Here is a 25,366-nt window from a genome sequence, read left to right as displayed (position 1 = left end):
GGCGCGGCAGGAGCGTCTTCGGCCCGTGGCGCTGCTATTCTATTGCTCTAACAATATAAAGGAGCGGAAATGGATCGTAGGGACTTTGTTCGGATCGGCATGGCCGCCAGCGCATTCGTTGGCGCGGCAGGAGCGGCTTCCGCGGTAACGCCCAAGCCCAGGCCGCGTGCCGAATCGGACATCCTCGAAGCAGGCGTGCGCGAACAGTCGGCGGCGATGGCGGCCGGGACCATCACGTCCCAGGTCCTGGTGCAGCGCTACCTGGCGCGCATCGCCGCCATCGACAAGGCCGGCCCGCGCCTGAACGCGGTCATCGAAACCAATCCCGAAGCCCTGAAGATTGCCCAGGAGCTCGACCGCGAGCGCGCCGGCGGCAAGCTGCGCGGCCCGCTGCACGGCATCCCCGTGCTACTCAAGGACAACATCGCCACCGGCGACCGCATGTGCACCACCGCCGGTTCGCTGGCGCTCGACGGCGTGCGCGCCAGCCGCGACGCCTTTGTCGCGGCGCGCCTGCGCGCGGCCGGCGCCGTCATCATCGGCAAGACCAATTTGTCGGAATGGGCGAACATGCGCTCGACCCATTCAGTGAGCGGCTGGAGCGCGCGCGGCGGCCAGACCCGCAACCCGTACGCCCTCGACCGCAACCCGAGCGGTTCCAGTTCCGGTTCCGGTGCGGCCATCGCCGCCAGCCTGGCGACCCTGGCAGTCGGCACCGAGACCGACGGCTCGATCGTCTCGCCGGCCTCGAGCTGCGGCATCGTCGGCCTGAAGCCGACCCTCGGTTTGGTCAGCCGCAGCGGCATCATCCCGATCGCCCATTCCCAGGATACGGCCGGGCCGATGACGCGCAGTGTGGCCGATGCCGCCCTGATGCTGGCCGCCATGACCGGCGTCGATACCGAAGATAGCGTGACGAAAGAGAGCCAGGGCAAGGTCCCCGATTATGCGGCGGCACTGCGGCTTGACGGCCTGCGCGGCAAACGCATCGGTGTGGCGCGCAATTTCTTTGGCGGCAGCACGGCAATCGACGCGATCGTCGACAAGGAACTGGCGCTGCTGCATGCGCAAGGCGCGGTGCTGGTCGACGTCACGGTTCCGAACACCGACAAGTATGGCGAGACCGAAATCGAGGTGCTGCTGCATGAGTTCGCCCCGGACCTGAAGGCCTGGCTGGCGGCCTATGCCCCGCATGCGCCGGTGAAGAACATGGCCGACGTGATTGCGTTTAATGAAAAGCAGGCGGCGCGCGAGATGCCGTATTTTGGCCAGGAGCATTTGATTGCCGCCCATGCGAAGCGCGGGCTGGACGCCAAGGTCTACCGCGAGGCCCTGGCCAACAACCTGCGCTATGCGCGCGAGGAGGGCATCGACCTGGTGCTGCGCGCGCATCGCCTGGACGCCCTGGTGGCCCCGACCGGCGGCGTGGCCTGGCTGACCGACTACATCAACGGCGACCACTACGGCATGAGTTTTTCTTCGCCGGCGGCGGTGGCGGGCTATCCGCACATCACGGTGCCGGCCGGGCAGACGCGCGGCTTGCCGGTCGGGCTCTCCTTCGTCGGTACGGCCTGGAGCGAGGCCACGCTGATCGGCATGGCCTATGCCTACGAGCAGGCTTCGCAGCGGCGCCGCGCGCCAAGCTTCCCGGCCACGGTGAACGTCCAGGTGTAAGCCTGCAGGCGCGCTCAGCCGCGCTTGGCGCGCTCGAAGGCCGGGCCCCACAGCGGGTGGCCCTGTTCGCCCGGCTCGAGCGAGAAGCCGGGGTCGATCTTCAGGGCCTTTTCAAAGGCCTGCTGGCATTGCTTGGGACGCGAGGTGACGCAATAGCTGAAGGCCGTGTATTTCAGGGCCGTGGTGCGGGTCTGCAGCGGGGCGCCGCTGCGGATATCGTTCGAATTCAGGCGCTTGATGGCGCCGTTGAAGTCGCCTTCGTTGTACAGGCGGATGCCTTCGCGCAGGGCCAGCTGTTCGCGTCCGCTCGACGCGTCGGGACGGGTATCGGCGCGTGGACGGCTTTCGCTGCGCGGCTCGGGGCGCGGCTCGGCTTTCGGATGCTGGCTCGACGGATTGCGCTCGAGCAGGGGCGCGATCTGGGCGCAGCCGCCCAGGGCGCTTCCGGCAAGGATGGCCAGCAGCAAGCGATGGCAAGTGTTTCGGTTCATCGTTTATTGGCCTCCTTCGGCTTGCGCCGCAAAATCGTGTTCGATGGTCGCGCTTTCCGCGGCGCCGGCATTGACGGTCATCACGTGCTCCGCAAAGTTCGGGTTGACGATGCGGATCGTGTGCTGGCCCTGGCCCAGCGTCAGGCGCTTGACCGGCGGGCTGACGCCGCGGTCGACACCGTTCACGTACACCGTGCCCCAGGGCTTGATCAGCAATTTATAGGTGGTGCCGTTGACGACGGCGTCGGCCTGGCGGGCGGCCGGCGCGGTGGTGTTGCCGGCATCCGGCAGCGCACCGGACGCGGCGCCTGCATCCGTGGTGCCGGCAGCCGGCAGGGCTGCGGCCGGAGTGCCGCCTGGCATGGCGCCGGCGCTTGCGGCCGGTGGCGTGAGCACGGCTTCGCCGGCGTCCAGTCCCTGCGCGGCCTGTTCCTGCGGTAACGAGAGCGCCAGGGTATCGTCGGAATTGTCCTGGTTCAGGTGGGCGTACAGCGCACTGCCGGCCGCCAGCAGCACGATGGCGGCGCCGGCGATCATGGCCCAGCGCTCGACGCCGGCTTTCTTGCGGGTGGGCTGGGGCGGCGTCCCGGCTGGCGGACGCGCTGGTGCCGCAGTAGCCGTTGCAGAAGTGGTTGCAGGCGCGGCCGCGGAATGGGCCGAGGGCTTGCGCGGCGTGGCTGCAATCGGCTGGTCCGCTTGCGCTTCGTGGGCCGGTGCCGGCGCCGGCGTCGGCGTAACAAGCTCCGGCTCTTCGGTCTTGCTCAGCTGGGGCGCCGTGTCGGGTGTCGCTTCCGGTGCGGCCGGCACCGGCATGCCTGGCGGCGCTTCCCCGGCCTGCGCAATCTTGGGTGCGGGCGCGGGAACGACTGCTTCACCGGCAGGCAGCGCAGGCTCGGCCGCAGCGGCATCGATCCCGAGCATGGCGCGCAGCTCGGAGATGGTTTTCGGCCGCAGCCGCAGGTTCGGACCCAGGCAGCGGTCTATCGTCCGGGTCAATTCATCGCTGTAATTGTCATACAGGCGCGGGCCGAGCGGGCCTTCCGGAGGGAATTCGGCGCTGATGGCATAGTGGATGACCAGGGCCAGGGCGTGGATGTCCTGCGCGCTGTCGGCTTCGTCAGAGGCGAGCCCATCGGGCGAGGGCAGCAGCAGGGCCTCGCCGCTTTCCAGCACGGCCACCGTGTCCGGCGTGATGATGCGGTGCGGCGCATGGCTGGCGTATTGCTGCTCCAGCGATTGCAGGATGTGCTGCACGATCTGGCGGCACCACGCTTCGCTCGCGAGCGCGGGGCTGTGCTCGACGATGTCGCGGACCGTGCGTCCGCCTGCGAATGGCGTGTAAAGGACTGTGTTTTGGCTGGTCATTTTGCTAACCGTTTATTTTTAGCAAAACTATGCCAGATTTGGCGCGAGCGTGTCGCTGCTGAGTCAACCGTGCGCGGCCGACCCAGCCTGGAGCGTGTCAGACGTCGAGGAAACGCATCTTGAAGTTGCGGCCCTTGATGGTGCCGAAATCCGGGCCCAGGCGGTTGCCGGCATTCAAGCGGTCAAAGGCATCGTGGGCCACGCGGCGGTCGAGTGCCACATAGGTCTGGAACTCGGACACATTGATCTTGCCGACCTGTTCCTTCAGCAAGCCGGCGTCGCCGGTCAGCGCGCCGAGCACGTCGCCCGGACGCAGCTTGTCCTTCTTGCCGCCGGAGATGACGAGCGTCACCATCGGCGCCGGATCGGCGGCCAGGTCGTTGTCGCCCAGCTCGTCCAGCTTGTGCCAGGCGACCGGCGCGTTCTGGTATTCCTCGATCAGTCGCACCCACTTCTTTTCGTTCGGCGCGCACAGCGACAGCGCCAGGCCCGACTCGCCGCCACGGCCGGTGCGGCCGATGCGGTGCACGTGGACTTCGGCGTCCTTCGACACGTCGACGTTGATCACCGCTTCCAGGTTCGAGATGTCGAGACCGCGTGCAGCGACGTCGGTTGCCACCAGCACCGAGCAGGAGCGGTTCGCGAACAGGATCAGGATCTCGTCGCGCTCGCGCTGCTCGAGTTCGCCGTACAGGGCGAGGGCAGAGAAGCCCTGCGCGCGCAGCGAGTCGGCCAGTTCGCGGCAATGGGCCTTGGTGTTGCAGAAGGCCAGGGCCGAGACCGGGCGGTAGTGGCTCAGCAGGCGTGCCACCGCGTCGTCGCGGTTGTCGAAGCCGACTTCATAGAAGCGCTGCTCGATGGTCGATTCGTCGTGCTGGCTCTCGACCACCACTTCCAGCGGATCGCGCAGGAAGTGCGAGGTGGCGTGGCGGATGTCGTCCGGGTAGGTGGCCGAGAACAGCAGGGTCTGGCGGCGTTCCGGGCAGGCGCGCACGATGTTCGCGATCTCGTCGTAGAAACCCATGTCGGTCATGCGGTCGGCTTCGTCCAGCACCAGGGTCTGCACCTTCGACAAGTCGAGCGTGTTGCGGCCCAGGTGGTCGCGGATGCGGCCCGGGGTGCCGACCACGATGTGGGCGCCGTGTTCGAGCGAAGCGATCTGCGGACGCATGGCGACGCCGCCGGTGAGGGTCAGCACCTTGACGTTGCCGACGCCCCGCGCCAGGCGCCGCAGTTCGCCAGCCACCTGGTCGGCCAGCTCGCGCGTCGGGCACATCACCAGGCCCTGCACCGCGAACCACGCCGGGTTCAGCTTCTGCAGGATGCCGATGCCGAAGGCCGCCGTCTTGCCGCTGCCGGTGGCGGCCTGGGCGATGAGGTCGCGGCCTTCCAGCACGGCGGGCAGGCTTTCGGCCTGGATCGGCGTCATCTCGCGGTAGCCGAGGGTGTCGAGGTTGGACAGGAATTGCGGTGCCAGCGGCAGCGCGGAGAAAGGATGGGTCATCAGATATCCAGCGATTGGAGCGTGTGAAAAAACGCCAGGGCAAGGCGCGTCGGCGAAGACAGTACAAACGTACGGCGAGACGACGCAACGCAGCCCTGGCGATTTTTCACGCGCTCAGGCCGGAGTCGCCGGCGCCCAGACCGGTAGACCGGTCAAATCGAGGTTGTCGTCGCGGCGCCAGACTGGCAGGCCGGTGGTGTCGGTTTCTTCGAGCAGGGTGAGCTGCTCCTGTTTCATGGAGGCACGGCGAGGACGGGAAGCGCGCTTCGGCTCGACAACGCTGGGTTCGAGCGGTGCGGCCGCCTCAAAACCCGGCAGGTCGAACGTCGCGTTGTCTTTCTTGTCTCTCATCGGCGTATCTGGTGTTGGTGCCCCAGAAAACAAAAGCCCGGCTACAAGAGTCGGGCTCGTTTCGTGCTAAGTGTTTGGTTGCGGGGACAGGATTTGAACCTGTGACCTTCGGGTTATGAGCCCGACGAGCTGCCAGACTGCTCCACCCCGCGTCTGAGGCAAGCATTGTACCGCGTCTGGCGGCCTGACGCAAATGCCGCTTGGGATTGCTTCTAGGCGACGCGCAGGCGCCACAAGGAAGTCACTTCGCGCGAGCGCGCCGCGTGCAAGGGATCGTCGGCATCCTGGGCCTTGCCGTGGGTCGGCTGCACGTCGTGCCGTCCCGCCACTGCGAGGCCCGCTGCGCCTATCCAGTCGAGCAATTGCTCGCGCGTGCGCAGGCCCAGGTGCTCGGCCAGGTCGGAGATGACCAGCCAGCCTTCGCCGTGTTCGGCCAGGTGGGCCTTCAGGCCGCCGAGGAAGCCGCGCAGCATGCGGCTGTCCGGATCGTAGATCGCGTATTCGATGGCCGAGCTCGGCTTACCCGGCAGCCAGGGCGGATTGCAGACCACCAGGTCGGCCTGGCCTTCGGGGAAGAGGTCGGCTTTCACGATCTCGACCTGCTTCGACAGGCCCAGGCGCTCCACGTTCTCGCGGGCGCAGCCGAGGGCGCGCTCGTCCATGTCGGTGGCCACCACGCGCTGCAGGCCGCGCCGCGCCAGCACGCTCGACAGCACGCCGGTGCCGGCGCCGATGTCGAAAGCCAGCTTCGCATGCGCCGGCAGCGGGGCCTGCGCCACCAGGTCGACGTATTCGCCGCGCACTGGCGAGAACACGCCGTACCAGGGGTGGATGCGGCCGTCGAGCGCCGCGATGTGCACGCCCTTGCGGCGCCATTCGTGGGCGCCGATCAGGCCCAGCAGCTCACGCAGCGAGGCGACGCTGGGTTCAATGGCGGGCCCCCAGGCTTCGCGGCAGGCTTCCTGCACCTCGGGCGCGCGGCGCAGCGGGATCGTGTAGTCGGCCTCGAACGGGATCAGCAGCATCGCCAGGGTGCGCGCGCGCTGCAGCTGCGACAGGCGGTGGCGATGGAACCCTTCGGTCGGCGTCGGCGCAGCCTTGCCGGCTTTCGCCCGCCTGGAGTGCGACCCTTTGTGGTCGATGCGGCGCGCCAGTGCCTGCACCAGTTGGCGCGCATTCTGGAAGTCGCCGCGCCAGAGCAGGGCGGTGCCGTCCAGCGCCAGGCGGTAAGCCGTATCGGCGGACATGGTGTCGTCGGCGAGCACGACCTTTTTCGGCGCCGGCCAGCCGCTTTCCGAACGCCACAGCGCCGAGCGTTGCTGGCCGCCTTCCACCCATTCGATCTGCGTCATATTAATGGTGGTGGTGCCAGTTGGTGCCGTTCGAGTCGAGGAAGGACTTCACGGCATCGGCGCTGCCGGTGGCGTGCAGCTTGACTTCGCCGCAGCCGCAGATGCCCTGGTAAGGCTGGATGTGCGAGCAGGCCGAGACTTTCTGCAGGTAGACGGTAACGGGTTTGGCGCACTTGGCGCATTTGAACGTGAGGGTGCGGGCGGGTTTCATGGTCGGTAAAAGGTGTGGAATGCAAAGCGCGCATTGTACAAGGATGCAAAGCCTTCCGTCCCCTCCGCCCCTCCAGGCCGGGCCTGAAGCTTGCGCAATGTGGTGCAGCGGCGTTGGCAGGACGGTACATTTACTCTGAGAATTTTCTAGCGGGGTAACATGAAACGCACAATCATGAACAAATCGATCAGCACATCGGCCGCGTCGCACCATCTCGGCCGCCTGAAGACGGTCGCGGTCTATACGGCCGTGCTGGGCGGCGCCTACCTTCTTTTCAGTTGGTATAACGCGATTCCCTGGTGCGCCTCCGGGTCGGTCCGTGAGTCGATCGCGTTGTCGGCCTGGGATGCGCTGCGCGCGATGGACGAAAGCGTGGTGCCTGCGCTCCCGACAGTGTTAAAGGCGGAGCAGATCGGACATGCCAGCGCGCGCCGCGAGCGTGGCTGTGTTGCGACCGTGCGCGCAGGAGAAGAACTGCTTACCTATGCCTACATTGTCTCGCCACGCGATGGCAGGAAAGTGAAGTTCGAGGTCACGGAGGCGCACCCACTGCTCGTCGCCGCACGGTTCGGGAATCTCGACCGCGACGGCGATTTCGGCAACAAGGCCGAGCCGGTCGGGCGTGACAACGTCGAGCGCACCCTGCGCGCGACCCTCGATTCGGCGCACCTGTTCACGACCGGCGCGCCGATCTCGCAAGTGGAACCGCTGGGCGCCTGCCGCGCCGCGGGAGGCGGCCAACGCTACGCTTGCAACGTGATGCTCCAACTCGGCAAGCCACCGAGCAGCGGCGTCAGGGCGTCGTTCGGTATCCTCCAGGCGGAGTTCACGTTCGAACGCACATCCGGGCGGGAAGGCGAGCCGCCGCAGTGGCATGCTGCGGGCGACACCTATGGCAGGTATCTGCGTGCGGTCCATGAAGCACGCAAGACGGCGCCCCTTGCGAAGCCGGTGCCGAGAATCGCTAGCGGTTTGAGCGCGCCCGCGGGTGCGGAAAGCGGTAATGCCCGGTGATCGTGTATGAAAACAAGCAGTCTTCCATGCGCGTGCCGTTCCCGATGTGGTGGATGATGAGCGGCACGCCGGTAGCCGTGCGCACGTCGGCAACCAGGCCGATGTGCGGCAGGCCCGGCGGCACCCGCCAGGTGACGATGTCGCCCGCCGCGTAATCCTTGGCATCCTTGCTCACGCCCAGCGCCACGCCATGGCGGCCGAAGAACGTGGCCAGGTTCGGCACCCTGCGGTGGTCGATGTTGGTGTCGGGCCGTTTCAGCTTCCAGTTGGCCGGATGCGGATAGGCCGCCCAGGCCTTCTTCATGTCGCGGTGCACCAGTTCCTGCAGATCGTAGCCCACGCGCCGGAACGCCCGCACCACGACATCGGTACACACGCCGCGCTCGATCGGGACGTCGCCGCGCGGGTAGGCCAGCTTGACGTAGGCCGGATCGTAATGCAGCGTGACGCCGATCTGCTCGCGGGCTGCTGCGACCAGGTCCTGTGGTTCGGCGCGTGGTTCGGCACCGGCCGTGCCGGTGGCGGATAACAGCAGCAGGGCGGCAAAGACGGGCAAGCGCGGCATGTTCATTTCTCCTGAAGTAAACGGCCAGTATCGGCGCCCGGCCCCGCGTCCCGTTTGACGCACATCGTTACAGCACCGTCACCGCGCTGCTCCCGCCTCCGGCGCGCCGCACCTGGATCTTGGCCGCGATCCGCTCCGTCATCTCGTGCACGTGCGAGATCACGCCAACCTTGCGGCCCATCGACTGCAGCGCATCGAGCGCATCCATCGCGACCGTGAGGGTGTCGCTGTCGAGCGAACCGAACCCCTCGTCGATGAACAGTGATTCCACCCGCACCCGGTTCGACGACAGCGAGGCCAGGCCCAGCGCGAGCGCCAGCGACACCAGGAAGGACTCGCCGCCCGACAGCGAATTGACGGAACGGATTTCGCCGCCCATGTCGTGGTCGCGCACCATCAGCGCCAGCGACGGAGCGCCGGCGTTGTCCACGCGCTCCAGGCGGTAGCGCTTGGCCAGGTGGGCCAGGTGGCTGTTGGCGTAGCCGAGCAGGACTTCCAGCGTGAACTGCTGGGCATAATTGCGGAATTTCTTGCCGTCGGCCGAGCCGATCAGCTCCGACAAGCGTCCCCAGCGCGCCTCGATGGCTTGCTGGCGCTCGATCTCGGCCAGCATCGCCTGCGCCTTGACGCGGCGTTCGTCGTCCTGCGCGGCTTGCAGGCGCAGCGTCGTGGCCTGCTCGTGCAGGCCCTGGCGTTCGTCCAGCACCTTCTGCAAAGCGGCGGCGACCGCGTCGGCATCCTGCGTGGCCGATGACGGATCGGCGCTGGCTTCGTGCAGCGCGCGCTGGTTCTTGCGTTCGGCCAGCACGGCGGCCGCCCTGGCAACGGCGCCGTCGATCTCGCCCAGGGCCGCGCGTTCGTTCGACATCCACTGCGCGCCGACGGCCAGCAGCGTGGCCAGGGCCGCCCCGTTCTCCACCGGCTCCAGGTCCGCATGCCGGGCGGCATAGTCCTCGATCCAGTCGGACAGGCGCGTGGCGGCATCGCGCGCATCGCCCTGCAGGGTGGCGATGCGCTCGCCGGCCTGGGCGATGCCGGCGCGGATGCGGGTTTCCTGCTGGGCCGCTTTGTTGGCGGCCAGCTGGCGCGCCGCGAGGGCATCGCGTGCGGCCGTCAATTTCTGGCGCAAGCTTGCCTCGACGTCCTGCACCGCGCGCCCTTCGAACAAGGCGGCGCGTTCCAGGCGGCGCTCGCGCAGGGCTGCCTCGCTGCGCGCCCAGGCTTCCTGCGCGGCTTGCGCAGCTTGCGCGGCATGCTCGGCGCGCACGCCGGCTTCGCGGGCCCTGGCTTCGACGCTGCCGAGTGCGGCGCGCTGCTCGGCCAGCTGCGCCGTTTGCGCCGTCCAGGCTTGCGCCTCGCTCGCGCGGTCCCGGTGCCAGCCGGCGGGATCGGCGCGCCAGCCTGTCTGCCAGCCATCGCCGCAGGAGGCGCACATGCTTGGGTCGAGTTCGGCCAGCAGGGCGGCCAGCGTTGCCGCGTCGCGTTCGGCCTGCGCGGCCAGCGTCGCCTGCGCATGCTGGGCTTCAAGCTGCGCGGCCGACGCCAGCTGCGCCGCGTCCTGCACGCGCTTGAGTTCCGCATTGGCGGCGTCAAACGCCGCCTGGGCCGCATCGCGTGCCTGGAAGGCGCGCCGCGCCGCCCCCTGCTGCAGGTCGTTGGCGCGCAAGGCTTCGCGCACCTCGAGCAGCTGGGCGCCGAACCAGTCGGCCCGCGCCGCCTCGGACGGGGCTTGCAGCGCCAGCGGATGCGCATTCCAGGCGCTGTCGAGTTCCTGGACGTCGTCCTGCAGGCCGGCGCGTTCCTCGCCCAGCAGTTCCAGGCGCTCCTGGCCCGCGGCCAGTTCCGCGCGGTGCGTGGCCTGGGCCGACAGGTTGGCCTGCACCTGCGCGCGCAGGCCGTCGAGCTGGTCGCGCAGGGTGTCGAGCACGGCGTGCAGGCGCACGTCGGGGTGGGCGTAGGGGTGCGCTTCGCTGCCGCACACGGGGCAGGGTTCGTTCTCGACCAGCCGGCCGCGCAGGTCCTCGACCTTGGCGGCGCAGGCCAGTTCGGCGGCGCTGAGTGCGGCCTGGGCCTGGGCTGCGGCAGCCTTCAGTGCCGGGGCGGCGTCGGCGGCGGCGGCCAGCGCGGTGTCGGCGGCCCGGCGCGCGGCGGCGGTCTTTTCCAGCTCCTGGTCGATGCGCTGCAGGCGCTGGCGGGCGCTTGCCAGGCCGTGCCAGATTTTCTCGGCGGCGGACAAGGCATCGCGCCGCGCTTCCCCTTCCGCGCGGCCTTCCAGCAGGCCGTCGAGGTCGAACTGGGCCAGCGCCTGCACGGCCTGCGCGCGTGCGCTTTCCTGCTGTTCGATGCGGGTGGACGCCGCCAGCACCGCTTCCTTGCCGGCCGTGGCGCGGGCGGTGGCGTCGAGCAGGGCGCGTTCGGCCTGCGCCAGCCGGGTGGCATTCGCGCGGCTGGCCTGGGCGGCGCTATCGAGCTGGCCGAACAGCTTGTCCCAGCGCGGCCATTGCGCAGCGAGCGCTTCGAAACGGCGGTTGGCGTCGAGCCAGGCCGCGCTGCGTTGTTCTTGCGCGCGGGTGGCGTCCAGCTGCTGGCCGGCCTGCGCCAGCGCGGCCTGGGCCTGGGCGGCGGCGCCTGCCGCTTCGTCGCGCTGGGCCGTCAGGTTCGCGTGGGCCTCGCGCAGGGTCGTGATGGTGGCGTCGAGCGCCTTGGCCGCGTCCAGCTGCGGCGCGGCTCCCTGCTGGGCGGCCTCGGCGGCGTGGACCGCATCGGTAGCGAGGGTCACGTCCTGCACCGCCTGGCGCGCTGCGTCCTGCACGCGTTGCAGGTCGCGCTGGCCGTTGGCGAGCGCCGTCTCGGCCTCCACGCGTTCCTTTTCGAAGCGCACCAGGTCGGCCATCAGCGGCCGCGCGTCCTGCACCACGTCGAGCGTGGCCAGGCGGATGCGGCGCTCGCGGGCGCCCTCGAAGTCCACCCGCGCCTGGGCCAGCAGGGCTTGCGCATCGAGCTCGTTGCGGCGCAATTTGTCGCGTTCCTGGTGCCAGCGTAACTGGGTTTCCAGCAGCGCGCGCTGGACGTCGATTGCTTGCAGGGCGGCTTCGGCAGCGGTTCTGGCGGCGTCGAGTTCGGCCCGCGCCTCCAGCGCCAGCGGGGTCTGGTCGGCCAGGCGCGCGCTGATGCGGCGCACGTTTTCCTGCTCCAGCTTGTAGCGCTCGTAGGCGCGCTTCGAGATTTCGCTGTAGACGGCGCTGCCGGTCAGGGTTTCGAGCAGCTCGCCGCGCTCGTTCTCGTCGGTTTTCAAGAAGGCCGAGAACTCGTTCTGGGCCAGCAGCACCGAGCGCGTGAACTGCTCGAACGACAGGCCGACGCGCTGGGCAATCTCCTGCGCCGCCTCGGTCTTGGTCGCGCCCAGCGCCACCATTTCCGGCAGGCGGTGCAGGCTCATGGCGGGCGGCTGCAGCAGGCCGCTGGCCTTGTTGCGCGAGCGGCGCACGCTCCAGCGCGCGCGGTAGCGCAGGCCATCGTTGCCGACGAAGTCGACTTCGGCATAGCCCTCGGCGGTGCCGCGGCGCAGCAGGTTGCGCGGATCGAAGGTCGAGACGGTGTCGCCGCCGGCGTCGGGCAGGGCGCTGCCGCCGCGGCCGCCGCTGCGCGGCAGGCGCGGGGTGTTGCCATACAAGGCCAGGCAGAGGGCGTCGAGCAGGGTGCTTTTACCGGCGCCGGTCGGGCCGCTGATGGCAAACAGGCCGCTCGACGCCAGCGGTTCAGCCTCGAAATCGACGCAAAAATCCCCGGCCAGCGAAGCCAGGTTGCGTCCGGCGATGCGCAGGATCTTCATGCACCCTCCCGGTCGCCGGGCAGCATCAGCTCGGCAAAGGCCGAGAGCTGGTCGTCGGGCGCATCTTCGCCATAGCGCTGCTGCCACAGGCGCCTGAAGATGTCGTCGGGCTGGAGCTGGGCCAGCTGGTCCAGGGTCAGCGCCTCGGCCGCTTCGCCGGCGGTGGTCTTGCGGGTCGGCTCGATCTTCGCCAGGCGCACCGGTTTATCGGCGATGGCCGCTTCCACCTGGGCGCGCAGGCCCGGTTCCGGGCCGTCGAGCAGCACGCGTACTTCCAGGTAGGGGTGGCAGGCGGGCGGCAAGTCGGGGTCGAGTTCGAGCAACTCCAGCGCGGCCAGCACTTCCACCAGCGGCGCCGGTTTCGCCGGCACGCGCAGCATGTCCACCGCGCGCGGCACCAGGATAGGCGTGACTTCGCGCGCCACCGAACCCTCGAGGTCGATGCGCAGCACCTGGTGCTGGTAGCCGACTTCGGCGAACGACAGCGGCAGCGGGCTGCCGCAATAGCGCAGGTGTTCCTTCTTGCCGACGCGCTGGGCCAGGTGCAGGTGGCCCAGGGCGGCGTAGGCAATCTCGGGGTCGAACATCGAGGCCGGCAGCGCCTCGGTGCCGCCGATCACGATGCGGCGTTCCGAGTCTTGCGAAGACTGGCCGTCGACCATGTGGCAGTGGCCCATCGCCAGGATCGCCTGGCCTTCTTCGCGGCGCGCTACCGCCAGCTCGAAGGCCTGGCGGTAGAGGGCGGCGATGCCGTTCAGGTAAGCGTCGCCCTCGGCGTCCACGCGCGGCACGTCGCCCGGGCGCAGGAAGGGAATGCCGAGGCACCAGGCGCGGGTGGCGCCATGCTTGTCCTGCAGCGGCACCAGCAGGCGTTCGAGGTCGATGGCGCCGTCGCGCCCGCGCACCACGTTGCCGATCACGACCGTGCCGTGCGCTTCGAGCAGCGGCCCCGGCGCTTCCAGGCGGCCCGGCGAATCGTGGTTGCCCGCGATGACGACGATTTGCAGGTGCGGCGTGCGCGCCCGCGCCCTTTGCAAGAAACCGTAGAGCTGGCGCTGGGCGGCCGACGACGGATTGGCGTTGTCAAAGATATCGCCGGCGATCAGGAGGGCGTCGGCCTCTTCGCTCACGATGGTGTCGAGCAGCCAGTCGAGGAAGCACTGGTGTTCGTAGGTCCGGTCGTAATTGTGCAGGGTCTGGCCGAGATGCCAGTCGGAAGTGTGCAACAGCCGCATGGGGAATCGGAAATGGGGGAGAGGGAAGAATCGGCTGAACTATAACGCAGCTGGCGCGCGTCCACAAAAAAATGTCCGGCCGGCGCGGCAGGCAATGCCGAAACTTCATTAGAATAATTGCATGAGTATTGACGCGAATAAGTTGCACTTAACTATAGCCGGCGCCCGTGCCCTGCACCTGGCGGCCCAGGGCTTGCTGCAGCCGCGCCGGCGCAAGGCCGTCAAGGCCGACGTGCTCGATGCCATCCGCCGCATGGAGATGTTGCAAATCGACACCATCAACGTCGTGGCGCGCAGTCCCTATCTCGTCTTGTGGAGCCGGCTCGGCGATTACCCGCCGGAATGGCTGGACGCATTGCTGGCCGAAGGCAAGCTGTTCGAATACTGGGCCCACGAAGCCTGTTTCCTGCCGATCGAGGATTACGGCCTCTACCGCCACCGCATGCTCGATCCGGCGGCGATGGGCTGGAAGTATTCGGCCACCTGGATGCGCGAGCGCGCCGGCGAGGTGGCGGCGTTGCTGGCGCACATCCGCCGGGAAGGGCCGGTGCGTTCCTCGGACTTCGAACGCACCGACGGAAAAAGCGGCGGCTGGTGGGAGTGGAAGCCGGAAAAGCGTTCGCTCGAAGTGCTGTTCACCTCGGGCGCGCTGATGATCGCCCGGCGCCACAACTTCCAGCGCGTGTACGACCTGGCCGAGCGCGTGCTGCCCGGCTGGGACGATGCGCAGCTGCCCACGCTGCCCGAGGTGCGCCGCAGCTTTGCGCTGCGGACCGTCAAGGCCCTGGGCCTGGCGCGCGCCGCCTGGATTCCCGACTACCACCGCACCCGGCGCCCGCACGTCGACCCGGCCGCGCTGGCGGAGCAGGGCCTGTTGCTGCGCGCCAGCGTCGAAGGCTGGGCCGACCCGGTCTACATCCATCCCGACCATGCCGAACTGGCGCGGCGCGCAGCCGATGGCTCGCTGGCGCCGACACTCACCACCATCCTCTCGCCCTTCGACCCGGTGGTCTGGGACCGGCGCCGCGCGCTGGAACTGTTCGGTTTCGATTACCGCCTCGAATGCTATACGCCGGCCGCCAAGCGCCGCTATGGCTACTTCACGCTGCCGATCCTGCGCCGCGGCGCGCTGGTCGGCCGCATCGACGCCAAGGCGCACCGCCGCGCCGGCATCTTCGAGGTCAAGGCGGCCCTGTTCGAGCCCGGCCTGCGCGCCAGCGACGCCCTGCTGCGCGAAGTCGCCGGCGCCTTGCTGCGCTGCGCGCGCTGGCATGGCTGCGCCCAGGTCGTGCTTGGGCGCACCGAACCTAGCGAGATGGCGGGGCGGCTGGCGCTGGCGCTCGAGGGCGGCGCGGCGCCACGCCAGGCAGCCGCATGAGCCTGCCCGCCGCCCCGCTGGACGTGGTGGGCGCGGACGGGCTGCCGCTGTGCGGACGTTACCAGGGATTGGCCGGTGCGCCGGGCTGGGAGCGGCTGGCGCCGCCGTTCGCGCGCGGCGCCTTGTGGCGGCGCCTGCACCACAAGCGCTGGCATTTCGTGTCGCTGGTCACCGACGAACTCTTCGTCGGCCTGGTCGTGATCGACATCGGCTGGAACAACAGCGCCTTTGCCTATGCCTTCGACCGTACACTGGGGGAGGTGGTCGAGGCATTTTCTCCCGTCGGCTTGCCGGCCTTGACGGCCGAGGTCGGCGCCACCGTGGCCGCGGGCGCGCGCTTTGCGATGCCGGGCCGGCGCATCGTCATCGAGGCCGATGGCGCATGCGGCCACCGTTTGCGCCTGCGCGCCGGCAATTTCCGCATCGACGCCGAATACGGCGGCGCGGCGCCGCGCCTGTTGGCGGTGGGCCCGGTGTTCGACGGCGGCGCCGTGCACAGCACGCAGAAGTCGCCCGGCCTGCTGCTGCACGGCACGGCCGACGCCGGCGGGAGGCGCTTCCGCCTCGACGGCGGGGTGGCCAGCTACGATTATTCGAACGGCTTGCTGGGCCGGCGCAGTGCCTGGCGCTGGATCTCGGCGCATGGGCGCGGGCTGGGCGTCAATCTGCAGAGCGGATACTTTGGCGACGCCGAGAACGCGCTCTGGCTGGACGGCGAACTGATCGCGCTCGGCGCGCTGGACTGCCGCATCGAGGCCGACGGCGCCTGGACCATGACTACCGCCGACGGCCTGCTGGCCCTGCGCTTCACACCCGAGGGTACGCGCCAGGACGACAAGCAATTGCTCCTGGCCAGCAGTCACTTGCGCCAGCACCTGGGCCGCTTCGACGGCTGGGTCCGGGCCTCGGCCGATGCGCCAAAACGTGCGGTGACGGGCCTGAGCGGCCTGGCCGAAGACTACCGGGCACGCTGGTAAGGGCCGCTTCAGCGCCCGCGCTCGCCAACGCGGCAGGCTTCGTATGGTTGACTGTCGCTTCCGTGTCCTTCGGTCCGAGTTTGACCCAGATCAAACGCCGGCCAGGGTGCGCTCCTTACACTACGAGTTCTTTCGGGCTGAAGAAAAACACAACAAGCACAGCCTGTCCAAAACCAGACTTCCCGCCATGCCGCGCTCCCTTGCGGAGCATGCGCTTGCGTTGGAGAAATCGAGAGGAGACCGAATGCTTACCGCTACCTACACGCTCGTGGCCTTGTCAGTTGAACAAACGAATATGCGCGTCAGCCTGCACGCTGTCCAACAACTCGTCCAGAAAAGCTATGCACGCCAGACGGCATTGACGACCGGGCAGGCCGAATACGTCTGCGATACCCTGCGCGGCCTCTACGAAAGCTGCCAGCGTCGCAAGCTCGACCGCTTCCTGCTGCCGGCCCTGCGCCGCGCCAGCGCGAATGCCGATGCGCTGGTGGCCGAGCTCGAGCAGCTCAGCCGCGACGCGGTCGAGGCCCTGGCCACGGCGAACGGCCTGCTGCAGGGCGGCATCGACAGCGAAGAGGGCGTGGAAGCCTTCTGCACAGCCGTCGAGCGCTTCTGCGCGGCGCTGACGCTGCGTTTCGAGCGCGAGGAGCTGGAACTGTTCCCGGTGGCGCGCGTGGCGATTGCCGGTGAAACCTGGTTTGCAATGGCGCACCAGATGCTGGCGCACGATGCCTACCGCGAGGAACACCGGGTGCACCTGGTCACTCCGCCCGCCAGCCGGGCGGCCCGCGTCGAGCACAGCCACCGCCAGGCGCCGCCGGTGTCGTATGTGCACTGAATAAAGAGCGAACCCGGCTGCGTGCCGGCAACGCGCGGCGCGCTTGCCTGGGGCTTGCGCATCTGGTGCCCCGGCCTGCGCCAACTGCACGAGGTCGGGACAGGCCGGCAGCCATACCCGAGCCGGCAGCCGGCCCGACTTCAAGCGTCCTACCTGGCGGCAAGCTTTCGCTGCCAGCACCCGGCAACGGCCCGCGCGCCTGTCGAGTGCGCCCAAAACTGTCATGGTTCTTTGTTATGATGGGGGTTTTGGAAGTGCGATTTCATCATGTTCGAATTCCTATTCAAGCGCCAGGGCGACAAACCCGGCAATGCGCCGGCCGCGGCAGGCGGCAAGTCTGCCGACAAGGGCGCCAAGCCTGCAGCCGGGGCCGCGCCGTCCGCGCCCGGCGCAGCGCAGGGCGCGCCAGGCCAGGCCAGGCCGGCCCAGCAGGGGCGCGAACAGCAGACCGAAGCGTTGCGCCAGCTCGACGGCGATGAAACGCGCGCCGTGGAATTCATCCTGCAAGCCGATTTTTCCGAACTGCGCCTGGCCGCGGCCGAGCATGTCCATAGCCGCACAGCCCTGGAGCGCGTGCATGCTGCGATGCGCAACGTCGACCGCCGCGTCGCCAAGCTGATGCAGTCGCGCCTGGATGCGATTCGCCACCACGACGCCGAACTGGCGCGCGGCCAGGCCACCCTGGATCAGGCACGCTCCCTGTTGCAAGATCAATTGCTTACCCCGAACCACGTTGCCGAGCTCGACCGTAAATGGGCGGTCATCTCCGCTCCCGAGCTGGCCGACGCATTCACGTCCGTGCGTGCCCAGCTGGGCAAGCGCCTGGAAGCGCAAGTGCAGCTGCAGCGCGCCATGATCGACCGCGTGGCCAGCCTGCGCGCCCTGGAAACGGCAGGCCTGAACGCCGCCGAACTGGCCGCGCGCCTGGACGCGCTGCAGCAGGAGCAGAACGCGGCGCTGGCCGCGCCGGAACACGCCACGCTGCCGCGTGCGCTGCCGGCCGAGTTCGTCAACGAACACGCACGCCTGAGCGCCAGCCTCGCCACGCTGGAACAGGCCCAGGCCGCCCTGGCCGCACGTGAAGCCGCGCTCGCCGAGTGGCAGGCCCAGCCCGTTGCCGAGCTGCAAGCCGACAAGCTGCGCCAGGCCTGGCAGAAATTGCCGGCGCTGCCGCAGGGCGCCGCCGCTGCCGCCTTGCAGGAAAGCTTCGATGCCCTGCTGGGAACGCTGCCGCAACCCGTGCGCAAGGCGCCGGTATCGCCGGCCGTGCAAGCCACGGCGCAGTCCGTCAAGCCGGTACAAAAAGGCGCCGACCAGGGCTTCATCGACACCATGGATGCGCTGGAGGCAGCGCTGCAGCAAGGTTCGCTCGGCACCGCCGCCGAACTCGACAAGGCGTTGAAAGAAACCAAGGGCAAGGGCATGCGCCTCTCCGCTGCCCAGGCCGACCGCCTGAGCCACCTGCGCGCCGAACTGAAACGCCTGTCGGACTGGGCGCGCTGGGGCGGCAACGTTTCGCGCGAAGAACTCATCAAGACCGTGGAAACCCTGTCCACCCAGAACCTGCCGATGGCCGAGCTGGCCAAGAAGGTCGGCAGCATGCGCGATCGCTGGAAGGCGCTCGACAGCCTGTCCGGCGCCGCCCCGAAAAGCCTGTGGGAACGCTTCGACCACGCCTGCACCGTGGCCTATGCCCCGGCCGCGGCCCACTTCAAGCACCTGGCCGACGAGCGCCACACCAACGCCGCGCGCGGCGAAGCCCTGGTGGCCGAGGCCCAGGCCGAGATCGCCAGGCTGGAATCGGGTGAAGCCGACTGGAAACACGTGGCCGGCACCGTCCAGCGCATGCGCCTGGCCTGGAGCCACCTGGGCGCCATCGACCGCAAGGACAAGAAGCGCCTCGACCAGCAGTTTGCCGCCGCCCTGACCACGCTGCAGGGGCCGCTCGAAGAGCAGCGCAAGGCAGAGATGGCCGGGCGCGAGCAATTGATCGACGAAGTGGCGAGCATCGACCCGCACGACCGCCACGCCGTCGACCGCCTGCGCGATATCCAGGCCCGCTGGCAAGAGCATGCGCGGGCGCTGCCGCTCGAACGCAAGGCCGAGCAGGCGCTGTGGCAGCGCTTCCGCGCCGCCTGCGACGAACTGTTTGCCGCCCGCAAGGAAAGCGCGCATGCGGCCGACGCCGAGCGCCGTGCCCACGAGGCCGCCAAGGAAGCGATCACGGCGCGCCTGGAAGCGGCAGCGCCTGACGCCACGCCGGTCACTGCCGGCAAGCTGCTGCGCGAAGCGGCGGCCGAATGGCATGCCATCGGTCCGGTGCCGCGTGCCCACGAGGCGCGCGTGGAAAAGCGTTATCACGAGGCCGTGGCCAAGGTGCAGCACCACGCCGACCTGGCCCGCCGCGCCGCCGGGCTGGCGCTGGCCGGCGCCCTGCGCGACAAGCTGCGCGCCTGCCAGGAACTGGAAGATTCGCTGGCCCAGCCGGGACAGACGATCAGCGCCGCCGACTGGCGTGCGCGCTGGGCAGCCTTGTTGCCGGCCGGCGCCGAATACGACCCGGTGCTCGACGCCCGCTTCGAGGCGGCACTGAACGCCGCCGATGGCGACCGTGCCGGCTATGCGCGCTTGCTGGAGGCCAACCGCGCCACCCTGCTGCAGGAACTGCTGCGCCAGGAAGTGGCGGCCGGCATCGACAGCGGCGCCGAGTTCGCCCGCGAGCGCCTGAAACTGCAGGTCGAGGCCCTGCAATCGACGCTGAAGGCTGGCGAAAAGCCAGGCCACAAGACGAGCGGCCTGCGCCAGCTGTGCGCGCTGCCAGCCCTGGTCGACGAGCGCACCGCGCTGCGCATCGAACAATTGCTCATGCGTACGGCGCGGGAGGGCAAGTAACATGAGCAAGGTGCGGGTACAAACCGCCGACTTCGACCTCGGCCAGGAACTGGCGCGCCTGCGTGCAGGCGATGCGCGGGTGGGCGCCGTGGTCAGTTTCGTCGGCACCGTGCGCGACATGAACGACGGTTCTTCGGTTTCGGAAATGGAGCTGGAGCACTATCCCGGCATGACGGAAAAAGCGCTGGAAGACATCGTCGCCCAGGCCGAGGCGCGCTGGCCGCTGTACAACGCGCTGGTGATCCATCGCGTCGGCCCGCTGGCGCCGCTAGAGCAGATCGTGCTGGTCGCCTGCAGCGCCGCCCACCGCGGCGAAGCCTTTGCTGCCTGCGAGTTCATCATCGACTACCTGAAGACCGACGCCCCGTTCTGGAAAAAGGAACAGACGCCCGAGGGTGCGCGCTGGGTCGATGCGCGTCTCTCGGACGACTCCGCGAAAGCCAAGTGGGCAACCCCCTGAGCTGGCTGGCGGTGGGGGCGGGCGCCGCCATCGGCGCCTGGTTGCGCTGGGGACTGGGCTTGTGGCTGGCGAACGTCCACGCCCAGGTCCAGGCCGGCACCCTGGCGGCCAACCTGGCCGGCGGCTACCTGATCGGCATCGCCCTCGGCTTCTTTACCAGCAACCCGCACCTGTCGCCAGAATGGCGCCTGTTCATCGTCACCGGCTTCCTGGGCGGGTTGACGACCTTTTCCAGCTTTTCCGGCGAATCGGTTGCGCTCCTGCAGCGTGGCGCGTACGGCTGGGCGTTGGGGCATACCTTGCTGCACCTGGTCGGCTCGATCCTGCTCTGCATTGCCGGCTTTGCAACCTGGCGCGTCCTGCGCGCTTGACCCGCGGGTAGCGCCGCGCGATACGACGTGAGTAACCGGCAATTACGCAAGCCAGGCGATTATCTTGATGCTAGACTTGCCGCCAAACAAACAACTGGAGCCCGCCGTGACCACCGTTCAACGACCGACCGCCGCGTTTGTCGGCGCTTCCTGGGGTGCCTTGCTGATCGGCGCCATCGCCTTCCTCTGGGGTTTATGGAATGCAACGATGCCGCTGAATGAAAAGGGTTATTACTTCACCTTGCTGCTGTACGGCCTGTTTTCCGCGATCTCGCTGCAGAAGTCGGTGCGCGACCGCAGCGAGGGCATTCCCGTCACCGGCCTGTATTTCGGCATCTGCTGGTTTTCCCTGATCGCCGTGATGACCCTGCTGACGATCGGGCTCTGGAACGCCACCCTGGCGCCAAGCGAAAAAGGTTTCTATGCCATGTCCTTCGTGCTGAGCCTGTTTGCCGTGGTGGCGGTACAGAAAAACGTGCGTGACCTGGGCAGTCTCGAGCCGGACAGCGCAAGCGCGGTCCGCTCGAGCGAGCTGTAGAGCGAGCTGTAAACACTTGCAGGGTCGACAGCGGCAGCCCGCCACACGCGGACTGCCGCTTTCTATTTGCCCCTACGCCGCTTCCCCTTTCGCTTCGCCCCTGCTGCGCCACAGCGAGTAGGCAATCCCGGCGCCGATCAGCACCACCGTCACCGCCAGCGACAAACTGGCCGGCACCTTGCCGCCGAACACGAAGTCACCCAGGAAGATCTTCGAGCCGATGAACACCAGCACCGCCGCCAGCGAATACTTCAGGTAGCGGAAGCGCTGCACCACGTCCGCCAGCGCGAAGTACAGGGCGCGCAGGCCCAGCACGGCGAAGATGTTCGAGGTGTAGACGATGAAAGGATCGCTGGTGATGGCAAAGATCGCCGGAACGCTGTCCACCGCAAAGATGACGTCGGTGAATTCCACCATCAGCAGCGCCAGCAAGAGCGGCGTGGCGTACAGCAGCTTGCGCCCCGGCTGGTTCGGATGCGGCAGGCGCACCAGGAAATTGTGGCCGTGGGTGGTGGGGCTGACGCGCAGGTGGCGCCGCAGCCAGGCGAGCAGGGCGCTGTCGCGCACCTGGTTCGGGTTCTCCGACACGAACAGCATCTTGATGCCGGTCACGACCAGGATCGCCCCGAAGATGTACAGCACCCAGTAGTAGCTGGCCACCAGGGCCGAGCCGGCGCCGATCATGATGCCGCGCGTGACGATCACGCCCAGGATGCCCCAGAACAGCACGCGGTGCTGGTAGAGCGGCGGAATGGCAAGCGTGGAAAAGATCAGCGAGATCACGAAGATATTGTCGAGCGACAGGCTCTTCTCGATCAGGAAGCCGGTATAGAACTGCAGCGCCTTTTCGCTGCCGAAACCGTGCCAGACCCACAGCCCGAAGGTCAGGCCGGCGGTGAGGTAGAGGGCCGAGAGTTTCAGGCTCTCGGCCACGCCGATGACGTGGTCGTCACGGTGCAGGACCCCCAGGTCGAAGGCCAGCAGCAGGACGACGACAGCCAGGAACACCAGCCACATCCATACAGGTGCGCCCAGCCAGACGACACTCAGGAAGTCCATGGCATCACGCCTCCATCAGGGCGCCGGCCGGCGCCGGCGTCGACCACTTGCGCTGGGCGCGCTGCAGCAGCAAATGCTCGCGGCTGTCGATCTGGCGGTCGGCATGCACGATGTCGAGCATCGCCTTCAGCACGTGCATGCGCAGCAGCGGGTCGGCGACGTCGTCGAGCAGGCGGTCGAGGGTGGCGTTGTCGATCTCGATGTCCTCGCGGCCATGGCGGCGCGCGCCCGCCAGCAAGTCGTCGCACAGGGCCACGACGGCGTCGTCGAAGCGGTCGGCATCGACGCCGAGGCGTTCCAGGATGGCGCTGTGGTGCAGCGCCTTCATTTCGGATGGGGCCAGGTGGCCGTCCACGATCATCGACAGGGCCAGCAGGCGGCAGACGGCGTCGGGACTATCGGTAGCACAGAATCGCATGGTGTTCTCACTCGGTTGTTATTGACGGATCCAGCTTAAGTGTCCGCAGTCAAATGAGAAACCGAGGTTTCCTTGAGTATCGTTCAGGTTTTTTCGAAGGATCGGCGGCATGTGTTGCGCTTCGTGCTAGACGATCTTGAAAAGTGCGTCCGCATCCCAATTTTCTTTTCCATCCAAGAACACCTCTCTAGGGAGCACTACCATGCGGCAAGACAAATTGACGACCAAGCTCCAGGAAGCGCTGGCGGATGCCCAGAGCCTGGCGGTCGGCAACGATAACCAGTACATCGAACCGGTCCACCTCCTCACCGCCCTGCTGAACCAGGACGACGGCGGCGCGCGCTCGCTGTTGCAGCGCGCCGGCGTGAACGTGGGCGGCCTCACCAACGCGCTGCGCAGCGCGTTCGAACGCCTGCCGAAAGTCTCGGGCACCGGCGGCGAAACCCAGGTCGGGCGCGAACTGATGTCGCTGCTGAACCTGGCCGACCGTGAATCGCAAAAGCGCGGCGACCAGTTCCTGTCGAGCGAAATGATCCTGCTCGGCCTGAGCGAAGATAAATCCGACGCCGGCCGCCTGGCGCGCGAACATGGCCTGACCCGCAAGGCGCTGGAAGCGGCGATTGCCGCCGTGCGCGGCGGCGAATCCGTGAATTCGCAGGACGCCGAAGGCCAGCGCGAGGCGCTGAAAAAATACACGCTCGACCTGACCGAGCGTGCCCGCCTGGGCAAACTCGACCCGGTGATCGGCCGCGACGACGAAATCCGCCGCGCGATCCAGGTGCTGCAGCGCCGCACCAAGAACAACCCGGTGCTGATCGGCGAACCGGGCGTTGGCAAGACCGCCATTGTCGAGGGCCTGGCCCAGCGCATCGTGAACGGCGAAGTCCCCGATTCGCTCAAGGGCAAGCGCGTGCTGTCGCTCGACATGGCGGCCCTGTTGGCCGGTGCGAAATTCCGCGGCGAGTTCGAGGAACGCCTGAAGTCCGTGCTGAAGGAACTGGCCCAGGACGAAGGCCAGACCATCGTCTTCATCGACGAGATCCACACCATGGTCGGCGCCGGCAAGGCCGAAGGCGCCATGGACGCCGGCAACATGCTGAAACCCGCCCTGGCGCGCGGCGAGCTGCACTGCGTGGGCGCGACCACGCTCGACGAATACCGCAAGTACGTGGAAAAGGACGCCGCCCTCGAGCGCCGCTTCCAGAAAATCATCGTCGACGAGCCGAGCGTGGAGGCGACGATCGCCATCCTGCGCGGCCTGCAGGAGAAATACGAGCTGCACCACCAGGTGGAGATCACCGACCCGGCGATTATTGCCGCGGCCGAGCTGTCGCACCGCTACATCAGCGACCGCTTCCTGCCTGATAAAGCCATCGATTTGATCGACGAGGCGGCCTCGAAGATCAAGATCGAGATCGACTCCAAGCCGGAAGTGATGGACAAGCTGGAGCGCCGCCTGATCCAGCTGAAGATCGAGCGCGAAGCCGTGCGCAAGGAAACCGACGAATCCTCGCTGCGCCGCCTCGACTTGATCGGCGAGGAGATCGCGCGCCTGGAACGCGAGTACAACGACTTCGAGGAAATCCTGAAAGCCGAGAAAGCGGCGGTGCAGGGCACCACTCACATCAAGGAAGAGATCGAGCGCATCCGCCACCAGATGGAGGAAGCCAAGCGCCAGTCGAACTGGCAGCAGGTCTCCGAACTCCAATATGGCCGCCTGCCGGAACTCGAAGCCCAGCTGAAACACGCCGAGGAAGCCGCGTCGCGCAATGAAGGCGAAGCGGAAAAACCGAAGCTGCTGCGCACCCAGGTCGGCGCCGAGGAAATCGCCGAAGTGGTCTCGCGCGCGACCGGCATTCCGGTCTCGCGCATGATGCAGGGCGAGCGCGACAAGCTGCTGCACATCGAGGAAAAGCTGCACGAGCGCGTGGTCGGCCAGGACGAAGCCATCGAGGCGGTGTCGGACGCGATCCGCCGCTCGCGCGCCGGCCTGTCGGACCCGAACCGTCCTTACGGCTCCTTCATGTTCCTGGGCCCGACCGGCGTCGGCAAGACCGAGCTGTGCAAGGCGCTGGCCGCCTTCCTCTTCGATACCGAGGAAGCCCTAATCCGCATCGACATGAGCGAATTCATGGAGAAGCATTCGGTCGCCCGCCTGATCGGCGCGCCGCCGGGCTATGTGGGCTACGAGGAGGGCGGTTACCTGACCGAAGCCGTGCGCCGCAAGCCCTATAGCGTGATCCTGTTAGACGAGATCGAGAAGGCGCATCCGGACGTGTTCAACGTGCTGCTCCAGGCCCTGGATGATGGCCGTATGACCGATGGCCAGGGCCGCACGGTGGACTTCAAGAACACGGTGATCGTGATGACCTCGAACCTGGGTTCGCACAAGATCCAGTCGATGGACACCGACGAGCCGGCGGTGGTGAAGCTGGCCGTGATGGCCGAGGTGCGCGGACACTTCCGCCCCGAGTTCATCAACCGCATCGACGAGATCGTGGTCTTCCACGCCCTCGACGAGCGCAACATCGGCGACATCGCCCGCATCCAGCTGCGCAACCTGGAAGGGCGCCTGGCGAAGATGGACATGGCGATCGACATCGACGACGCGGCCCTGCAAAAGATCGCGGAAGCCGGTTTCGACCCGGTGTACGGCGCACGTCCTTTGAAGCGCGCGATCCAGCAGCAGATCGAGAATCCGCTGTCGAAGGCGATCCTGTCGGGCCAGTTCGGGCCGAAGGACACCATCCCGGTGCGCGTGCGCGGCGGCCAGCTGGTGTTCGGCGAGGAGCCTGCGGTCGAGCTGGCGAAATAAAATGTAGGGTGGACGGGTTCCCCGTC

21 protein-coding genes and 1 tRNA gene are annotated in these 25,366 nt (G+C 67.9%); 10 read left to right on the top strand and 12 right to left on the bottom strand.

Features of this window, described 5'->3' with window-relative positions:
* Nucleotides 1–69 precede the first annotated feature (69 nt).
* A complete protein-coding gene (locus ACWYRN_RS00485; RefSeq protein WP_488690607.1) occupies nt 70–1,674 on the top strand; it encodes an amidase in 1,605 nt (534 codons plus the stop codon).
* 14 nt (nt 1,675–1,688) lie between these two features.
* Here ACWYRN_RS00485 and ACWYRN_RS00480 read toward each other — a convergent pair whose 3' ends face one another.
* From ACWYRN_RS00480 to ACWYRN_RS00450, 7 genes are all read right to left on the bottom strand, one after another.
* Nucleotides 1,689–2,165 carry a TssQ family T6SS-associated lipoprotein gene (locus ACWYRN_RS00480; protein WP_488690606.1) on the bottom strand — a complete coding sequence of 159 codons (477 nt, stop codon included), beginning with the start codon at nt 2,163–2,165 and terminating at the stop codon, nt 1,689–1,691.
* A gap of 3 nt (nt 2,166–2,168) precedes the next feature.
* Nucleotides 2,169–3,530, bottom strand: a complete 1,362-nt coding sequence (locus ACWYRN_RS00475) for a PEGA domain-containing protein (RefSeq protein ID WP_488690605.1) — start codon at nt 3,528–3,530, stop codon at nt 2,169–2,171.
* 97 nt (nt 3,531–3,627) lie between these two features.
* Nucleotides 3,628–5,034, bottom strand: a complete 1,407-nt coding sequence (gene dbpA, locus ACWYRN_RS00470) for an ATP-dependent RNA helicase DbpA (protein WP_488690604.1) — start codon at nt 5,032–5,034, stop codon at nt 3,628–3,630.
* A 114-nt stretch (nt 5,035–5,148) separates the two neighbouring features.
* Nucleotides 5,149–5,385, bottom strand: coding sequence for a hypothetical protein (locus ACWYRN_RS00465; protein WP_229437003.1), 237 nt, complete (start codon nt 5,383–5,385; stop codon nt 5,149–5,151).
* Between the two features lie 75 nt (nt 5,386–5,460).
* Nucleotides 5,461–5,537: transfer RNA gene (locus ACWYRN_RS00460), tRNA-Met, on the bottom strand.
* Between the two features lie 60 nt (nt 5,538–5,597).
* Nucleotides 5,598–6,737 carry a methyltransferase gene (locus ACWYRN_RS00455; RefSeq protein ID WP_488690603.1) on the bottom strand — a complete coding sequence of 380 codons (1,140 nt, stop codon included), beginning with the start codon at nt 6,735–6,737 and terminating at the stop codon, nt 5,598–5,600.
* 1 nt (nt 6,738) lies between these two features.
* On the bottom strand, nt 6,739–6,948 hold the full coding sequence (locus ACWYRN_RS00450; RefSeq protein WP_229436999.1) for a hypothetical protein: 210 nt from the start codon (nt 6,946–6,948) through the stop codon (nt 6,739–6,741).
* Nucleotides 6,949–7,122: 174 nt separating this feature from the next.
* On the opposite strand from ACWYRN_RS00450, the gene ACWYRN_RS00445 reads away from it, so the two are divergent.
* Nucleotides 7,123–7,962, top strand: coding sequence for a hypothetical protein (locus ACWYRN_RS00445; protein WP_488690602.1), 840 nt, complete (start codon nt 7,123–7,125; stop codon nt 7,960–7,962).
* Here ACWYRN_RS00445 and ACWYRN_RS00440 read toward each other — a convergent pair.
* From ACWYRN_RS00440 to ACWYRN_RS00430, 3 genes are all read right to left on the bottom strand, one after another.
* Nucleotides 7,913–8,527, bottom strand: coding sequence for a DUF1287 domain-containing protein (locus ACWYRN_RS00440; RefSeq protein WP_488690601.1), 615 nt, complete (start codon nt 8,525–8,527; stop codon nt 7,913–7,915). The genes ACWYRN_RS00445 and ACWYRN_RS00440 overlap by 50 nt on opposite strands.
* Nucleotides 8,528–8,594: 67 nt before the next feature.
* Nucleotides 8,595–12,359, bottom strand: coding sequence for an AAA family ATPase (locus tag ACWYRN_RS00435; protein WP_488690600.1), 3,765 nt, complete (start codon nt 12,357–12,359; stop codon nt 8,595–8,597).
* Nucleotides 12,356–13,594, bottom strand: a complete 1,239-nt coding sequence (locus ACWYRN_RS00430; RefSeq protein ID WP_488690599.1) for an exonuclease SbcCD subunit D C-terminal domain-containing protein — start codon at nt 13,592–13,594, stop codon at nt 12,356–12,358. Before ACWYRN_RS00430 ends, ACWYRN_RS00435 begins: the two co-directional genes overlap by 4 nt.
* A gap of 121 nt (nt 13,595–13,715) precedes the next feature.
* Here ACWYRN_RS00430 and ACWYRN_RS00425 point away from each other — a divergent pair, with 121 nt between their 5' ends.
* The 7 genes from ACWYRN_RS00425 to yiaA all read left to right on the top strand — a co-directional run bounded on the left by ACWYRN_RS00425 (nt 13,716) and on the right by yiaA (nt 21,048).
* A complete protein-coding gene (locus tag ACWYRN_RS00425) occupies nt 13,716–14,972 on the top strand; it encodes a winged helix-turn-helix domain-containing protein (protein ID WP_488690598.1) in 1,257 nt (418 codons plus the stop codon).
* Nucleotides 14,969–15,949, top strand: a complete 981-nt coding sequence (locus tag ACWYRN_RS00420; protein ID WP_488690597.1) for a DUF2804 domain-containing protein — start codon at nt 14,969–14,971, stop codon at nt 15,947–15,949. Before ACWYRN_RS00425 ends, ACWYRN_RS00420 begins: the two co-directional genes overlap by 4 nt.
* Nucleotides 15,950–16,193: 244 nt before the next feature.
* Nucleotides 16,194–16,787, top strand: a complete 594-nt coding sequence (locus tag ACWYRN_RS00415; RefSeq protein ID WP_229436986.1) for a hypothetical protein — start codon at nt 16,194–16,196, stop codon at nt 16,785–16,787.
* 267 nt (nt 16,788–17,054) lie between these two features.
* Nucleotides 17,055–19,679 (top strand): DUF349 domain-containing protein, encoded by a 2,625-nt coding sequence (locus ACWYRN_RS00410; protein WP_488690596.1) that lies wholly within the window; start codon nt 17,055–17,057, stop codon nt 19,677–19,679.
* A 1-nt stretch (nt 19,680) separates the two neighbouring features.
* Nucleotides 19,681–20,139 carry a molybdopterin synthase catalytic subunit MoaE gene (gene moaE, locus ACWYRN_RS00405; RefSeq protein ID WP_229436982.1) on the top strand — a complete coding sequence of 153 codons (459 nt, stop codon included), beginning with the start codon at nt 19,681–19,683 and terminating at the stop codon, nt 20,137–20,139.
* A complete protein-coding gene (gene crcB / locus ACWYRN_RS00400) occupies nt 20,124–20,510 on the top strand; it encodes a fluoride efflux transporter CrcB (protein ID WP_488690595.1) in 387 nt (128 codons plus the stop codon). Before moaE ends, crcB begins: the two co-directional genes overlap by 16 nt.
* Before the next feature lie 67 nt (nt 20,511–20,577).
* Nucleotides 20,578–21,048 carry an inner membrane protein YiaA gene (yiaA, locus tag ACWYRN_RS00395; RefSeq protein ID WP_488692893.1) on the top strand — a complete coding sequence of 157 codons (471 nt, stop codon included), beginning with the start codon at nt 20,578–20,580 and terminating at the stop codon, nt 21,046–21,048.
* Nucleotides 21,049–21,120: 72 nt separating this feature from the next.
* Here the strand turns inward: yiaA and ACWYRN_RS00390 are convergent, their stop codons facing one another.
* Complete coding sequence (locus ACWYRN_RS00390) at nt 21,121–22,107, bottom strand: TerC family protein (RefSeq protein WP_488690594.1); 987 nt, start codon at nt 22,105–22,107, stop codon at nt 21,121–21,123.
* A gap of 4 nt (nt 22,108–22,111) precedes the next feature.
* Nucleotides 22,112–22,525 (bottom strand): tellurite resistance TerB family protein, encoded by a 414-nt coding sequence (locus tag ACWYRN_RS00385; RefSeq protein WP_488690593.1) that lies wholly within the window; start codon nt 22,523–22,525, stop codon nt 22,112–22,114.
* Nucleotides 22,526–22,727: 202 nt separating this feature from the next.
* On the opposite strand from ACWYRN_RS00385, the gene clpB reads away from it, so the two are divergent.
* Nucleotides 22,728–25,340: an ATP-dependent chaperone ClpB gene (clpB, locus tag ACWYRN_RS00380; RefSeq protein WP_488690592.1), complete on the top strand. Its 2,613-nt coding sequence runs from the start codon at nt 22,728–22,730 to the stop codon at nt 25,338–25,340.
* The last annotated feature ends 26 nt before the right edge of the window (nt 25,341–25,366 follow it).

It is taken from the genome of Massilia sp. BAP21, from assembly GCF_057801335.1.
The sequence above is the reverse complement of the archived record's forward strand: the minus strand, read 5'-3'. Positions and strand labels throughout refer to the sequence as shown.